This window comes from Buttiauxella ferragutiae (genome assembly GCF_022637515.1).
In the GTDB taxonomy this organism is placed as follows: Bacteria; Pseudomonadota; Gammaproteobacteria; order Enterobacterales; family Enterobacteriaceae; genus Buttiauxella; species Buttiauxella ferragutiae.
Genome location: NZ_CP093332.1, coordinates 4,557,026 through 4,572,490, shown reverse-complemented (window position 1 = coordinate 4,572,490; position 15,465 = coordinate 4,557,026). Strand labels below are relative to the sequence as shown.

Annotated in this window: 16 protein-coding genes and 1 pseudogene; 12 read left to right on the top strand and 5 right to left on the bottom strand. The window is 47.7% G+C overall.

Translation table 11 applies throughout. The annotated features are described in order from the left end of the window. Position 1: 1 nt before the first annotated feature. The 3 genes from MNO13_RS21070 to MNO13_RS21060 are packed head-to-tail and all read right to left on the bottom strand — an operon-like array spanning position 2 to position 4,313. Positions 2-1,444 (bottom strand): ATP-binding protein, encoded by a 1,443-nt coding sequence (locus MNO13_RS21070; protein ID WP_241939245.1) that lies wholly within the window; start codon positions 1,442-1,444, stop codon positions 2-4. Between the two features lie 5 nt (positions 1,445-1,449). Further along, the gene (locus MNO13_RS21065) at positions 1,450-3,942 is read right to left on the bottom strand and encodes an Hsp70 family protein (RefSeq protein WP_241939244.1); all 2,493 of its coding nucleotides are present in this window, start codon (positions 3,940-3,942) and stop codon (positions 1,450-1,452) included. Further along, positions 3,939-4,313 (bottom strand): hypothetical protein, encoded by a 375-nt coding sequence (locus tag MNO13_RS21060; protein ID WP_061806845.1) that lies wholly within the window; start codon positions 4,311-4,313, stop codon positions 3,939-3,941. The genes MNO13_RS21065 and MNO13_RS21060 overlap by 4 nt, the downstream gene beginning before the upstream one ends. A 272-nt stretch (positions 4,314-4,585) precedes the next feature. On the opposite strand from MNO13_RS21060, the gene MNO13_RS21055 reads away from it, so the two are divergent. From MNO13_RS21055 to MNO13_RS21040, 4 genes and pseudogenes are all read left to right on the top strand, one after another. Beyond that, positions 4,586-5,449, top strand: a complete 864-nt coding sequence (locus MNO13_RS21055; RefSeq protein WP_241939243.1) for a GTPase family protein — start codon at positions 4,586-4,588, stop codon at positions 5,447-5,449. Positions 5,450-5,498: 49 nt separating this feature from the next. Then, the gene (locus tag MNO13_RS21050) at positions 5,499-6,356 is read left to right on the top strand and encodes a DUF932 domain-containing protein (RefSeq protein ID WP_241939242.1); all 858 of its coding nucleotides are present in this window, start codon (positions 5,499-5,501) and stop codon (positions 6,354-6,356) included. Further along, positions 6,320-6,526 (top strand): annotated as a pseudogene (locus tag MNO13_RS21045) (DUF4942 domain-containing protein); the annotation flags it as partial. The gene MNO13_RS21050 and the pseudogene MNO13_RS21045, both read left to right, overlap by 37 nt. A gap of 367 nt (positions 6,527-6,893) precedes the next feature. Beyond that, positions 6,894-8,678 carry an AIPR family protein gene (locus MNO13_RS21040; protein ID WP_241939241.1) on the top strand — a complete coding sequence of 595 codons (1,785 nt, stop codon included), beginning with the start codon at positions 6,894-6,896 and terminating at the stop codon, positions 8,676-8,678. Between the two features lie 36 nt (positions 8,679-8,714). Here the strand turns inward: MNO13_RS21040 and MNO13_RS21035 are convergent, their stop codons facing one another. Further along, positions 8,715-9,707, bottom strand: coding sequence for a phage integrase (locus tag MNO13_RS21035; RefSeq protein ID WP_241939240.1), 993 nt, complete (start codon positions 9,705-9,707; stop codon positions 8,715-8,717). After that, complete coding sequence (locus MNO13_RS21030; RefSeq protein WP_241939239.1) at positions 9,707-10,297, bottom strand: phage repressor protein CI; 591 nt, start codon at positions 10,295-10,297, stop codon at positions 9,707-9,709. The genes MNO13_RS21035 and MNO13_RS21030 overlap by 1 nt, the downstream gene beginning before the upstream one ends. Before the next feature lie 130 nt (positions 10,298-10,427). On the opposite strand from MNO13_RS21030, the gene MNO13_RS21025 reads away from it, so the two are divergent. The 8 genes from MNO13_RS21025 (at position 10,428) to MNO13_RS20990 (ending at position 15,415) form a co-directional block, all read left to right on the top strand. Continuing rightward, positions 10,428-10,691: a hypothetical protein gene (locus tag MNO13_RS21025; protein ID WP_105583015.1), complete on the top strand. Its 264-nt coding sequence runs from the start codon at positions 10,428-10,430 to the stop codon at positions 10,689-10,691. Positions 10,692-10,721: 30 nt separating this feature from the next. Continuing rightward, positions 10,722-11,231, top strand: a complete 510-nt coding sequence (locus tag MNO13_RS21020; protein ID WP_241939238.1) for a phage regulatory CII family protein — start codon at positions 10,722-10,724, stop codon at positions 11,229-11,231. A 7-nt stretch (positions 11,232-11,238) separates the two neighbouring features. Further along, the gene (locus tag MNO13_RS21015; RefSeq protein WP_241939237.1) at positions 11,239-11,436 is read left to right on the top strand and encodes a phage filamentation protein Fil family protein; all 198 of its coding nucleotides are present in this window, start codon (positions 11,239-11,241) and stop codon (positions 11,434-11,436) included. Then, positions 11,433-11,816 carry a hypothetical protein gene (locus MNO13_RS21010; protein ID WP_241939236.1) on the top strand — a complete coding sequence of 128 codons (384 nt, stop codon included), beginning with the start codon at positions 11,433-11,435 and terminating at the stop codon, positions 11,814-11,816. Before MNO13_RS21015 ends, MNO13_RS21010 begins: the two co-directional genes overlap by 4 nt. A 70-nt stretch (positions 11,817-11,886) precedes the next feature. Continuing rightward, positions 11,887-12,114, top strand: a complete 228-nt coding sequence (locus MNO13_RS21005; protein ID WP_241939235.1) for a DUF2732 family protein — start codon at positions 11,887-11,889, stop codon at positions 12,112-12,114. Continuing rightward, positions 12,114-12,335 (top strand): TraR/DksA family transcriptional regulator, encoded by a 222-nt coding sequence (locus MNO13_RS21000; RefSeq protein WP_241939234.1) that lies wholly within the window; start codon positions 12,114-12,116, stop codon positions 12,333-12,335. Before MNO13_RS21005 ends, MNO13_RS21000 begins: the two co-directional genes overlap by 1 nt. Then, the gene (locus MNO13_RS20995; protein WP_241939233.1) at positions 12,336-13,181 is read left to right on the top strand and encodes a DNA adenine methylase; all 846 of its coding nucleotides are present in this window, start codon (positions 12,336-12,338) and stop codon (positions 13,179-13,181) included. Further along, the gene (locus MNO13_RS20990; RefSeq protein ID WP_241939232.1) at positions 13,178-15,415 is read left to right on the top strand and encodes a replication endonuclease; all 2,238 of its coding nucleotides are present in this window, start codon (positions 13,178-13,180) and stop codon (positions 15,413-15,415) included. The genes MNO13_RS20995 and MNO13_RS20990 overlap by 4 nt, the downstream gene beginning before the upstream one ends. The last annotated feature ends 50 nt before the right edge of the window (positions 15,416-15,465 follow it).

The window sequence follows — 15,465 nt, the reverse complement described above, 5'->3', positions numbered from 1 at the left end:
CTTAAATAAATCCGATCCGGTATTGTGAGTCATCTTTATCACTACGTGATGTCGTGGCGTCCAGGGCCGCTTGTAAATATTCTTGCGATACCATGGATTTCCCCGACCGGACAGCCAGACGAGCACCTTCTCGCACCACAAAGCTGACATCTGAAAGAGGCCGATACGCCATTGCAGAAGCTAAAGCAACTAAATCCAGAACGTCATCTTTTGGCAATTCCGATAGCAGATTTTCCAGCAATGCTTGAACTTCTGATTCGCTGGCGTAATCCACTTTTATTATATGGTCAAAGCGTCCACGCCTTAAAATGGCTGGGTCGATGATATCTAAGCGGTTTGTCATCCCCAGAATGAGCACTTGGTGGTTCTGCACTTGCGGTATGCGACGTAAAAACTCAGCCACTTCTTCCACGCGATGCTGGTCACTTCCCCCTCGACGGTCGGCAAGAAAAGCATCCATTTCATCAATGACAATTACCGCGGGAGCTTGCTCAATTGCTTTATCAAAGATCTCAGCAATTTTTTTGCTGGTATCATGGATATAGGGGCTCGCGACACTCGAGGCATCTATCTGAAAACACGGCCAATCGAGATATTCTACCAGCCGCTCAACCGCATACGTTTTGCCACAACCAGGCGGCCCATGAAGGATCACTGGGGCCGGAAAGCCAATCCCCATCATCGCGTACTGTTCGCTATTGCGAAATATATCGATGATATGTTCGTTAAAAAAAGTGCTCAGATCTGGTCGTCCTGCGAGTTCAAAAGGGGCTATGTTGTTAGCACGTTGAGCAGCTTTTATACTTCGCTCTTCGCATTGTTTTTCAAGCCCCCATTGTTCCTCATCGCTTTCGCCATTATTTGGTTTAAAAGCGTTCTGTGAAGCCGTTGAATTAAAGCCAGCGGAGCCAATAACATCAGCCAAATGATTCGAGCTCAACCAAGTCAGCGCCTGCTTTAATTGATCAGTGGCACGAATGGAAATTCTCATCCCGCCAGTCAGCCATTGCCCAAGAACCACGTCGTCCGTGATAAATGCCTCTGAGCTATAAACGGGAAGCAGTCTGCAAAGCTTCTCTACATACAACGCATCATGCAGAGATGATGATGCATCAATGTTTCGCGTCGCTTTAAAGGCTTGAGCAAAAGCCAGTGCTTCAGCTTTACTGTCAGGCGATTTGCTTAGGTTGACGGGACACAAAGCTGAACGTTGAACATCAGGCATTAGATGGAATTGTTGCGAGCCATACTCGAAACACTGAAATTGTCCCGCTTCAATGATCCCTGTAGAAAGCCAACGATGTTCGAGTGAGTCGAGTACAATCAGTGCCCGACTTCGCTCAACTGTCTCGATAATCTGCCAGCCTTCCCCTTCGAAAAGTGTAAAACGAAGTGTTCTTCCATCGAGTAAACGGAAGCCAACAGGCAGCCAGGGTACAATCACTTTGCTTATCCCCGCAGAATATTCGCACTAGCCATCAACTCGTCTTCGTCACCAGAAATAATCCTGATGGAGTCCAACTGAACCACAACATCTCTGAGTCTCTCAGCATCATTATTCGCCAGAGCCTGTTCGCCTGCGACACACAGTTGCGCATGCTCATGGGTATCCGGGAAAAGATATTGGTTTTGTGAAAGCCATTTAAAGCGATCAGAAATAAACCAATCCTGCTGCCAAAGAATGCTGAAGTTTTTGTTGCGCAGTTCATTAAGGAAAGCTTCAAAATCAGGATTTTTAGCATCAATTGCGCGCTGAGCGGTTTTCGCCAAGTTATCAAATGATAATGCTTCAGAAGATCGGGCATATTGACGCAGCACCTCATCAAAAAGTGATACCACTTTACCTAGCTCTAGTTGCCTGATAGTACTCAGATTGTTTTTTCTCGCAATCGCAAGGAGGCGCTTCACCTCTTGAATATCATCCATCGCCTGTTTGGCAGTCTCAGGATCTGTTTCGCCCATCTGAATAGCCTGCGCTTGCTGCAGTTTTTCACGAGCCTGGATTAGCTTTGGATCATCCACATTCGCCTCCATTTCATCAAGACGCTGTTGAATGCTTGCAGCCTGCTCGGTAATTAATTTAGAAGCACTGGAGTAATCTATTTGAGCATCTTGTTGCGAATAGAAGTTGCGCCCACTATGGAACGAGCTACCGATAGAAGGGATTGACACATCAAGGGCGATATTACCGGAATCACGAATTTCATATTCACAAATAAGCTCGGCACCTGCGCCAATCATATCTTCATCAACATCCGATCCTTTTATTTCAAACATACCAATGAAGCGGTTATCGCTGATAGGGTCAGTAATTTCACCTTCCCAAAGTTTAAATTTTAATGAATTTACGCTGCCCGCCCGCAAAGTTTCTTGTGCTTTAAACGAGACGGTTCCTCTCTTCGGTAATTGGTCACCTTCGCGTACCAGATAAACAGGTACCAATGGACCGCCAGGCTTATCACGGGCTTCAATACTGATGGAATGAGATGCAGGGATAGCATCAATACTAGCTGCGGTTCGTACGATGATGATTTTGTCTTCTTTAAGGCCCATAGGGCCACCCAATGCATCAAAAACAAAAATCTTAAAAGTATTATCACTAGGCTTAGGCAGATTGAGCTCCACCTGAGCGCCATTCTTCAGAGCCAAGCGCCCGGATGACCAGCCTGTGTCTAGGCTATCAATCTGGAACTCTGCGCCGTCGATTGCAGCACTGTCGAGTTTTGCCACCACTCTAGCGCGAATGTCTGGTGTTCTTGCGATGTAGTTGAAGGTAAGAGCCAAATCCCCGCCAGTGGTTAATGCTCCACGAGAGGTTTTACGCCCACGGCTTTGCGATGCCCAATCAATTGACTCTGCAAAAACAGCCGCACCTTCAGCGACTGCGCTCATTGGGTTAACGTCTGTTGAAGCATTAATACCTAGCTCAAAGGCAACATTATCACGTAGGGGCTTGTACTGCGTCGGGCCACCCACAAATACAATACGTTCAATATCATGAGAACTGAGCTGGGCTTTTTCGATTGTCTCGCGAGCTGACTGAACAGCTTCCGCCACTTTAGGAGCGATGAGGCTATCAAGCAGTGAACGAGTAAAAGGAATATCCACATAGATCTCTTCGCCGGATTCGTCAGTCACCCCAATTTCAGATTCGTTCAGAATAATGACTGTCTCTTCTTTAGACGAAAGCTCGATTTTGGCTTTCTCCGCTGCCCAAAGCCCCATTCTGATTAGCGGTTTGTATTTTTTGTTCGTCGAGAAATCCGAGGGTAAATCGAAAGTACTGACAAGCCAGGGCCTTACTACACTATCCAGAATCGAGCGGTCAAAGTCAGTACCACCGCACATCGCCACACCGCCGTGAGCAAGTAAGCTAACACGCGAATTAATACTTTCCGCGATAGCGATATCAAGCGTGCCACCACCGAGGTCAAACACTAAAAAGATCCCGTCAGCGGTACGGTGCTTCATGACACACATTACGGCAGCAACAGGCTCCTGCATTAATGCTACATTACCTAAGCCAGCCATTTCGGCCGCTTTTAATGTGGCATCTTTCTGCATCTGATTGAACGCAGCGGGAACAGTAATCACCGTTCCAGCCACCCCGCCATTACGCATCTCTTCAGGAAGATAACCAAAACAAAGCTTGAGAATTTCAGCTGAACATTCTTCAGGTGTCATTGTGAGATCCACTGCGCTTAGTTTAACTGGCGTACTTGTCCCCATGATCCGCTTGAATTTTGTCGCAGCATTGTCGGGGTTTTTCGCTGCACTATCATAGGCTCGTTTCCCGAGATATTTATTACCACGGCGGTCAATAAATATCGCAGAAGGCGTAACATCATTTTGATCTGGACTTTTATAACTTATTGTTTTTTCACCATTATAAGAACAAATTGCGCTATTCGTAGTACCGAGATCGATGCCGATATAATTCATTGCTGTACCTTCTTGAGCATAACTGTGCCTTGCTTCCGCAGCCCGTTTGTTCCCATAATGATGGGTTCAATCATGTGATCGACAACCAGAACATCATCAGGACCAAAATCCCCAATATTAAGGGCAGATGCTGCCATTCCAGAGTCAAAAACCTGTCCTTCTATATTCACAAGCTTAAGTCCCCCCGCCTCAAGATTCTCTTCTAATTTCTTCTGGAAATAGCGGACTTGATTGATGTAGCGAGCGCTCTCACCTGCATCAACTTTATTGATCAAGCGAGTGAACACACGCGCGAAACGCCAGCCCTCGATAACAATATCGATAAGCGATCCTTCGAGCTTTTCAGGATTATTTGCACTTTCAGAAGTCATGACAGCCTCATCGTTCGGTATTAAATCTAAAATAGCTTATGCAACCAGGATGTCTCGTCTTGCCCAAAACGACCTCATCCCAAGCAAAGCATAGATCATTCCCGTTGGATAAAAATTGAGATAAAAAGGTAGATACCCCAAATTTTATACCTTTCAACAAGCTCACGCATTCGAAAAAATTTCAAGCATATATCATCATCCTGAACGCACCACCATAACGGCGAATCCACAACGGATTCGCCGTTTTTGTTTTCTTTATTTCAGGAGATGCCATGAGAAATCAAGAAGGTCTACAAACACTTCGCGACTCACTTACTTACTTGCCACTGTGGGCCTCAGAACGAGTCATGCAGCAAATTCATCAACTGAAAAACTACGAGCCAGTGATCGGCATTATGGGAAAAACCGGAGCAGGTAAGAGCAGTCTGTGTAATGCCCTATTTGCCGGAAAAGTGTCACCAGTCAGCGATGTGGCTGCCTGTACCCGTGAGCCACTGCGCTTTCGCCTGCAGGTGGGAGAGCACTATATGACACTGGTGGACTTGCCCGGTGTGGGCGAAAGTGGCGATCGCGATACCGAGTATGCTGCGCTGTACCGCGAACAACTACCCCGGCTCGATCTGGTGCTGTGGCTGATTAAGGCCGATGACCGGGCGCTGGCGGTGGATGAGCATTTTTACCGACAGGTGATTGGTGAGGCATACCGGCATAAGGTGCTGTTTGTTATCAGCCAGTCTGATAAGACTGAGCCCACCAGCGGAGGAGAACGATTATCCACAGAGCAGAAGCAAAACATTAGCCGCAAAATCTGCCTCCTGCATGTGCTATTCCACCCCGTGCATCCTGTGTGTGCCGTGTCGGTCCGTCTGCAGTGGGGATTACGGGTTATGGCAGAGCGTATGGTCCGCAGCCTGCCGCGTGTGGCCAGCAGTCCGATGGTGGCGCAACTGCAGCGCCCCTTTCGTACTGAACAGGTAAAGGAGAAAGCGCGCAGTGATTTTGGTGAAACGGTCGGTGCCGCGCTGGATATGGTGTGCAATGTCCCCCTGATACCCGCCCCGGTACGCACGGTGATACGTGCCGTGCGTGACACAGTAGTCTCTGTGGCCCGCACCGTATGGGATTTTTTCTTCTGAGTTTCCTTTTCTTACTTCCTGTCGTTAATCCAGATATCTGAGGTGTTATATGTCCCGTTTAGCTTCCCGCTTTGGTGCGGCGAACCTCGTTCGTCGTGACCGCCCGCTGACTGATGATGAGCTCATGCGCTTTGTGCCCAGCGTGTTCAGTCAGGAAAAACATGAATCACGCAGCGCACGTTATACCTATATCCCGACCATTACCTTGCTGGACAGCCTGCGGCGTGAAGGCTTTCAGCTCTTCTTTGCCTGCCAGACGCGTGTACGTGATCCGGACCGTCGCGAGCACACCAAACATATGTTGCGCCTGCGTCGTGCCGGGCAAATCACTGGTAAGCAGGTGCCGGAAATTATTCTGCTCAATTCACATGATGGTTCCAGCTCTTACCAGATGTTACCTGGGCTGTTTCGGCAGGTTTGCCAGAACGGGCTGATTTGCGGTGAGACCTTTGGCGAGGTACGCGTTCCGCATAAAGGAGACGTGGTGAGTCAGGTAATTGAAGGGGCGTATGAGGTGCTCGGGATTTTTGACCGGGTGGAGGAAAAGCGCGATGCCATGCAGTCGCTGATGCTACCACCACCGGCCCGTCAGGCGCTGGCAAAAGCCGCTATCACTTATCGCTTTGGCGAGGACCACCAGCCGGTAACCGAAGCTCAGGTTCTCACTCCCCGCCGTTACGAAGATTACTGTGATGACCTGTGGACTACCTATCAGCGTCTGCAGGAAAACCTGATAAAAGGCGGTCTCAGTGGACGTAATGCAAAAGGTGGACGAACACATACCCGGGCCGTGCGGGGCATCGACGGCGATGTGAAGCTTAACCGTGCCCTGTGGGTGATGGCCGAGACCATGCTCGGGCAGTTCCGGGGTTACCCGACAATCGTGGCGATGTTACTACTCGATTGATGGAGCATATTCGGGACAACCCTTCGAAGGATGTTTACGAAGATGATTTCTTCAGTATCCGTTACTTTCAGAAGGGAACAGCGCACATCACTTTTAAGCGGTACGATCTGACAGAAAAGATGAATGATATCGTGGCGAAGCACTATCCGGGGATGCTGGTAGCCAGATGAAGAGGGCAGGGAGGTAATTCCTTACCTGACCCATTACCTGACCCGATTCGTATAAAACGAAAAAGGAGTCAGACGATTTCTCATCTAACTCCTTGTTTTATTTGGTGGCCCCTGCTGGACTTGAACCAGCGACCAAGCGATTATGAGTTCCTGTTGGAACAATCGAAAATCAATAGTTTGCGTTTAAAATCAGTCTATTGTGTTGTCATGAATTATCACTGATTGTCTGGATTCTTCATTTCCACCGCCATTTTATCGCCACTCTGAAAATCCGTGAACACGGTCATCTTCTTAAGATTGCTTTGACAGTGGTTTTGGATTCAAAATTACAATTATTTTCCAGATGGTTATGAGGATAACACACAGAATGGCATACACGTCTTTTGAAGATAGTCAGTTCATGCAAGCCTTAAAGCAGCGAGATGATCTTGACCCGTTTGTTGAGAACAAAATCGCTGCATTTGGAATGGAGCTGTGTTTTGGAATTGATGATCCTATTGCTACCTTGATGCCTGCTGTAACTGGCGGAGGTGGCGATGCCAAAATTGATATTCTTTACGTCAACAGGGATATGGGAATCATAGTTGTTTGCCAAGCGTACCAATCTCAAGCTCTTCGGGTGAGCGCTAAAGGTAATAAAGGGACCGATCTTGGGCATGCAATGGCTGTTTTACTCTCAACCGATGAGGATGATTTGCCTGCTGGGGTTTCGCCTCACATCTTAGATGCGAGAGAAGCGATCCGCGAAGGTGCCATTCGAGCAATACATGTTTGGTATGTCCACAATTGTCCAGAGAACAAAACAATACAGACAGACATGGGACGGTGTGTAGCAGGCGTTCGCAACCAGTTAGATAAGTATGGCGAAGTAGCTAAAAATATCGCATTGCAGTTTAGAGAAGTAGGCCTAGAAACATTGGATAGTTTCTATCGCTCATCATCACAGGCAATTTCCGTTGCAGACAAATTCGAGTTTGAGGAACCCCGCAAAGGATTCTTGATGCAAGATGCTGCTTGGCAAACCTTCATTACCACTGTCAACGGTCAGTGGCTGGCTAACCTCTACAGAGATTATGTGGGAGCAGGGCTTTACAATCCCAATGTCCGAGGTTTTATGGGGGCAAACAATAAAGACTCGGACAAGGTGATAAATGCAGGTATACAGCTTTCCGCGCAATCCTCCCCTCAAGATTTCTTCGTTTTCAATAATGGAATTACCGCATTAGTTCATGATTTCGAAATTGAAAATGGAACAGCTATAAAATCTATTACTGGGATTGGTATCGTAAACGGTGCTCAAACAACAGGCTCACTTGGTGAGTTGGATATGGGTGTTGATTTGTCAAATATCGAAGTTGGTGTCAGATTTATTAAATGTGAGAATAAAGAAACAGTAAGATCGATTACAAAATTCAATAATAGCCAAAATAAAGTCATTCAGTCTGACTTTAGGGCTAATGACAATATCCAAACACGATTGCGTGATGATTTTAGAAAATTAAAAATTGCTGAGTATGATGGTGGATTGCGTGGGCATGTGTTTACTAATAAGAAGAACAAAATTGATTCGCATACAGCGGCACAAGCTTTAACCGCTTGGCATGGTAGCCCTTATGATAGTTACCATAATAAAATGCAGATATGGGAACAGGATGACCATTATAAAGTGGCATTTAATGAAACAATTTCCGCACAACATGTATTGTTTGTATATTCGTTGAATGAAGCTGCAAATCTTCTTAAGTCTGAACTTCAAGAGAATAGTAAGCAGGGACAGTTGAAACAGGACGATAAAGACTTGTTGTCATTCCTGAATGAAAGGGGAAGTGCTTTCATGACTGTCCACGCAATGAGTGGATTACTGGAAACACTCCTTAATGGGAAAATACTTTCCCCATATCAAATTGGATTCAATGCAACTATCCATAAAGAAGCGGCCTGCATCCTTTGGAAGGGTTTGTTAAGATTATTTGCCAAATTCATATTAATGCTCAAACCAGGTGTGGCAGGAAGGTTATCAAACAAAAGTGAGATAGCAAAAGCAAGGGGCGAGTTTGTGCGAGCTGCTGGCACTATCGCTGAAGTAATGAAGGGAATGCCTGGAGCTAACCCTTATGATTTCTTCATAAGCAAGATAGATAATAAGATTTGATCTGTGAATAAGGATATAGGGGCTAACCCTATATCCTTATGCCAGAGGATTAAGTTTCACTGCATCCTCTAAATGGTCAGGTGCAAAGTGCGCGTAACGCATCGTCATCTTTATATCAGTATGTCCAAGTACGCGCTGAAGCACCAGTATGTTTCCCCCATTCATCATGAAATGGCTGGCGAATGTATGGCGTAAAACATGGGTCAATTGCCCGGCTGGCAACTCTATACCGGTTCTCTCCAGGGCAGAACGAAATGCGCCATAACAGTCAGAGAACAGTCGGGGTTTTTTATCTGCCGGGAGCTTGTCATAAAGCTCTTTGCTTATCGGAACGGTACGGTTTTTCCGGCCCTTTGTGTATGTGTAGGTGATTTTATACTTTGTTAGCTGGCTTTTTCGCAGCCCTTCAGCCTCAGACCATCGTGCACCTGTTGAAAGGCAGATTCGCACAACCATTTCCAGATCGGGGTGCTCATGCCTGCAACATTCATCAAGCAGCAGATGGATCTGGTCCTTATTGAGCCACGCCATTTCGATTTCTTCAGTGCGAAAAGGACGCATATTTTTTAGAGGATTTTCGCCTTTCCATTCACCCAGGCGGCTTAGTTCATTGAACACGGCACGAAAATAAGCTAACTCCAAGTTTACGGTGCGAGGGGAAACCTCTTTGACACGGTTAGAGCGGGCGAATTTACCCGCTATTCTTTTTTCGCGGTAACGTGAAAACATCTGCGCGTCAAAGTCTCGCGCCAGAGGTTCGCCCATGCACTCAAAGGCATGATGCATTGCATCTTTTCGCTTTTCGCCATCCTTGAGTGTAATCCCGTGGGCGCTATACCAGGCATCCACCAAATCTTTGAGCGAGCGGCGATCTTCAGGTGCGTCGTTCCATGGCTTTTGGATTGTGTGTTGTTCGAAAGCCAGCGCCTCACCTTTTGTGGCAAATTTTTTCCTGATGCGTTTGCCTTTCGGGCCATTGGGATATAGCTCACAAAGCCATCCCCCCGTAGGGTTCTTACGGATAGCCATCAGTTAACCTCACTGTAAATCCCCGCCACACGCCCAAGGACCTTGATTTCATCGAAAGAACATTCAAAAGGTACTTTCCCACCTGTTACATGCACTTGTTTTGCGGGTAGCACAGCAAGCTCTCTGATGCTAATTGAGCCATCAACATCGACTAGGCGCATGCCATCAGAGATTGCTTCAGATCGCTCAATGAAATGAATTTTGTTCTCAGCGCGAACACAAAACACTTCACTCTTTTCTTTCCTAAGAATTGAATGGTCTATCCCAAAAACACCATCTTCGCTTAACTTGCCTTCACTTAAAGTGAATTTTTGGATCTCCACGATGGAATTATTTTCGCCTGCTGGGATTCTACCTCCTGCGAAGCGCTCGCCTTTCCCGGTCAAAATCCACTGAAGACTTGCCCCCGTTTCCAGCGCACAAATGGATGCGAAATCATAAGAGATAGTGCCGCGTGTATAGCGGTTTGAAAGGGAGCTTGCTGAAATCTGGAAATGATCAGCGAGCTGGATTTTTTGATGGAAACCATAAATCTCACATACGCGATCTAAGATAGCTACTGCTTCAAATGTGTAGTCTCTAATCTTCATTTGTGATCTCAATTGTTGACCGATACTCATTTGTTGAGTAAAGTCATCTTAAAGTGTATTAAATCAATGCCACTGCGTGAGAAACTTTGAGCATTGATGACAATGTTTAAACAAAAGGGGATCATGCTATATGGCTAGTGAAATTACAATCGTCAAAATCCCACGCGAGAAAGTCTATCCAGAAGAATTTGCCTCTCTGGAAGGTGTTTCTCTTAGCACTGTTCGCCGCTGGACCACTGGCAACAGCCCTTGTCTACCTATCGAACCCCGTGTAATCAAGCCTGGACGTGTTCGTGCAGGTGGCCGTGTTCGTATCCTTTATGCGCAGTGGAAAGAAAAGCAGGTCCGTGATGCCTTGGGTCACTCCCGTTTTCAAATCATTGTTGGTGCGTAATTCACTTTATGTGAATAATAAGGAATCAGCATGTTAGATTTTCGCATTTCCTCACATGCACACTTTGACGAGGCTTGCCGTAAATTTGCGGCGGCGCATAACGTCAAGGAGCTGGCAGTCAAGGCCAGTATTAAACCGCATACGCTGTATAACAAGCTCAATCCGGAACAGCCTCACCAACTCACCCCGCGTGAGATTTGGGTGCTGACCGATATCACCGAGGATTCCACCCTGGTTGATGGCTTTCTCGCACAGATTCATTGTCTGCCGTGCGTGCCGGTTAACGAGCTGGCGAAAGACAAATTGCAGTCTTACGTCATGCACGCAATGAGCAAACTCGGCGAGCTGGCCAGCGGCGCAGTATCAACAGAACGCCTTACCCCGGCGCGTAAAAACTCAATGGTCGAGAGCATTAATTCGGGGATCCGAATGCTGTCTCTTTCTGCGATGGCGTTACAGGCTCGCTTACAGGCTAACCCGGCTATGTCGAGCGTGGTTGATGGCGTGAGCGGTATTAGCGCATCGCTTGGGCTTATCTGAGGTGACTATGCTGAGGAATGAGCCGTCATTTGCTTCACTGCTGAAAAACCAAAGCCCCTCTATGCACTTCGGGCATGGTTGGATAACCGGGAAAGATGGTAAGCGCTGGCACCCTAACCGCAACCAGTCTGCATTATTAAATGGTCTTTGCGCTAAAAAGCCGTCTTTGTTTACCTGGCTGATTAAACGTTGGGGGATTAAATGAAAAGTGCTGTGCTCTCTTCATCCGTTCCGGCAGCAAAAAAAGAATTTAACAATGTGTACTTTATGCACGCGTGTATTGATGAACCGTTAAAAATGACAGGCGACGAATGTCTCGCACGTTTTCGACAGCAATTAAAGGCGACGAGTAACGCCGCGCAGCGTAATTTTAATAAGCTGGACGACAATTTTAAATTCGTTGTCCTGACGCTGGCGAACCGCAAAGAGCCAGCAGCATTTAAATCAGATGAAATCGGCAAGTCTTTTGAGTATTTCGATAAGCCGCGCCGCTTTCTCATTATTGAGTCGATGAATGAATTAACTCGCTGGGGAAATATACTGCCGCGTCGTTTTTCCAAGCACGATATTTATCTGGCTGATTAATTAACCACTTTCAAAAACAAAGGCGTAAACCCGCCGGGCATTCTTTTGCCTAAATTCAGGAGTTTTATTTATGCGTTCAATTTTTATTTCCACGCCGCAAGGCGATAACGCGGCGATGGATGAACTGTTATCTGTTGCCCGTTTGGACGAGCGCCGCAGCCGCGCAGTTGCGGTGTCTGCTCGCCTGGCAAAGCTGGCCCGCCACATTCAGGCTGGAAGGCTGGATTGTCAGCAGGCCTCCGAGCTGCTGCGCGAAGAGGCCGCACGTTACGAAAATGAAGCAAGGGAGCTGCACTGATGGCCGACGCAATGGACGGAGTACAGGAGCGCGGGCAGGCAGATCGCGAGCGCCGCATCAATCAGGTTCGCAGTCGTACCGCTGCGCCTTCTCGATTTACCTGTGAAGAGTGTGATGCACCAATCCCGGGGGCGCGCCGTGCCGCACTTCCGGGCGTTGCTTTTTGTGTGACCTGTCAGGAAATCATTGAGCTTAAATCCAAACACTACAGGGGCGTATAAATGGGCACCATACTGAAGTGGGCGGGAAATAAAACCGCCATCATGCCGGAACTTGTTAAACATCTGCCTGCTGGCTCGCGGCTGGTTGAACCTTTCGCTGGTTCCTGTGCTGTAATGATGGCAACAGATTATCCGTCTTATCTTGTTGCGGATATAAATGATGATCTGATCAATATGTATCAGCAAATTAAGGAAGACCCTGAATTTTTCATCATGATTGCATCTGGTTTTTTTAGGCAAAATAGCGAGGATGATTTCAGACGCATTCGGCACGGTTTTAATAATGGGGAGTCTAACGGAAAGGTTTGGCGCGCCGCTGCATTTCTATATCTCAATCGTCATTGTTACAGGGGATTGTGCAGATATAACAAAAGTGGCGGGTTTAATGTTCCATATGGCAATTATAAAAAGCCCTATTTTCCGCACGCAGAAATTCTGACATTTGCTGAAAAGGCAGCGCGCGCCACATTCATTTGTGCCACTTATGAAGAAACATTCACAATGCTACGCAGTGGTGATGTCGTTTACTGCGATCCACCTTATCACGAAACATTTAATCAGTATCACTCTGCTGGTTTTACGGCGAGAGAACAGGGAACGCTGTCAGCATTGCTATGTGACCATGTAAATAATGGAGGTTCGGTTGTTGCGTCAAATAGTGACACCACGCTGATTCGTTATCTTTATCGTGATTTCCAACTCCATCAAATTACGGCAAGGCGCAGCATGGGAGTGGTCTCCGGTGAGGGTAAATCTGCATCGGAAATCATTGCGGTCTCTACGCCATATTTATGGATTGGCTTTGACCCGGCAGTCGGTCGCGATTACACCGGCGCGTGCGAATGACAAAAATTGCCTACGCTTACCCGTGGAATGCTTCACGGGCGGCGATCGCTAGCCCTTATCTCACCTATGCAGAAGAATACCGCCGCAACCGTATGTTTGCCGCGTTGTTGCATGCAAGAAAATCCCTGGCGCTTCTGCCTGAGTGTGTGCGTTTTGATGTTTACCGCACCGCTGCAGTGTTGGAGCGCGAGCAGGGAAGCCTGCGAGCTAATGCCTTTTTAATCAGCTTTTGCAAAAGGGCATTGTCCCGCGTTGAGCTTGTTACCAAAAAATACCAGGTGACCGGTATTAATGCCGATGTTTCCAGTGCTGCATTTGGTGGTCAATTCGATACCGATATTATTCGCTATACCGCATCACGCATGGTCAATATGGTAAGCCGTTATAATTGTCTGCCAGATATGTCACGCGCCGATGTGGATTTGCTGGCCGCTGATATTGCGAACTTTACCCGCGCCGAGCTCGCAAACATTGACGATTCCGGATTCGGTGAGCTGAAAACGCTTTATACTTGGTACACCCGTGCCGGGTTAATTGCCTTGCAGTTCAATGTCACCCCGCTGCATTGGGATCGCGCCTTAAAAAAATACGTCAATCAGGACGATTTAGCCCCGGCAGTCATTCGCATGTTTACCGAAACGTGGTGGCGTAGCCGCCTGCGCCGTATTGCTGCCTCATGGCGTGAGCATCTGCAAATTGCCGTCGGTGTCGTAAGCAAGAAAAAGCACGCGTACGCGAGTAAAAACTGTGTAACCGACTGGCGCGAGCAAAAGCGCCGCACCCGCGAATTTCTCAAGGGACTTGAGCTCGAGGACGAGGAAGGGAACCGCATCAGCCTGATTGAAAAATATGATGGTTCTGTTGCTAATCCGGCTATTCGTCGCTGTGAGTTAATGGCTCGTATTCGTGGTTTTGAGGATATCTGCGCGGGGCTCGGTTATGTGGGCGAGTTTTACACCATTACGGCGCCCTCGAAATACCACGCTACAACCAAAGCGGGCTATCGTAACACTAAGTGGAACGGTTGCAGCCCGGCAGAAACGCAATCTTATTTAACCGGCTTATGGGCTCGAATTCGTGCCAAGCTGCATCGCGAAGAGATTCGTATATTCGGGATCCGCGTCGCCGAACCGCATCATGATGCAACCCCCCATTGGCACATGCTCATGTTTATGCTGCCGGAAGATGTTGAGCGTGTGCGCGGCATTATTCGGGATTACGCCTATCAGGAAGATTTTGCCGAGCTGAGAAGCGAAAAGGCCAGAAAGGCACGTTTCCATGCTGAGGCCATCGACCCGGAGAAAGGCAGCGCGACAGGCTATATCGCTAAATATATTTCTAAAAATATTGATGGTTATGCGCTGGACGATGAGAAAGACGACGAAAGCGGCGAACTGATAAAAGAAAGCGCCCCTGCTGTTTCGGCCTGGGCGGCGCGCTGGCACATTCGTCAGTTCCAGTTCGTCGGTGGTGCGCCAGTAACCGTTTATCGTGAATTGCGTCGCATGGCTGACCCGGATACAGCTCGAGCCCTAAGCGTTGAGTTTGCAGCGGTTCATGATGCTGCGCATTGGGGGCGCTGGGCTGATTATGTTAACGCTCAGGGGGGGCCGTTTGTTCGTCGTGATGAGCTGCAGGTGCGCACGTTATATGAGGCGCGCGACGATCTGAACCAGTACGGAGAGGAAACGGTCTGCATTCGTGGCGTATACGACACCGCTATCGGCTCTGATTCGTCAATTCTAACCCGCCTTACACAATGGAAGATTGTCCCAAAACGTACCTCAGATTTGGCCGTTGAATTGGCCTTTGACGTTAAGGGTGCTCCTGCGCCCTCTCGGAGTTCTGTCAATAACTGTACGGGAAGCGAAGGCGAACTACCGGAACTCGATTTATCAAAACCACTAAGTCGGTGCGAAAGGCGGCGGCTAACAAACCGACTCAGGGAGCAAAAGCCTGTTGTTAGACGAACGTTCATCCACGGAGCGGATGAGCAAAGCCCCGCCATACAGCGAACTATCGACGAGGTATATCTAACCACTGGTGTCATCATCAGCCGGGGTGAAGCCCTGCATTTAATTAAGGGGGGTAAACGTTGTTTTAATGACAAAGGGTGCAGAGGTTCGGCCAGTGGTGAATTATTTTCTGCGACCCCGTCGCATAAGGCTAAAGCTAGGAAAATTCTCAGGCGCGTTGAAGTCTTAGCTGCTTCGACTGCGAAAGCTAACTCCTAATATTCATCGATATCATGCACATACAATGTGTTTGTATCTCATTTTTTACT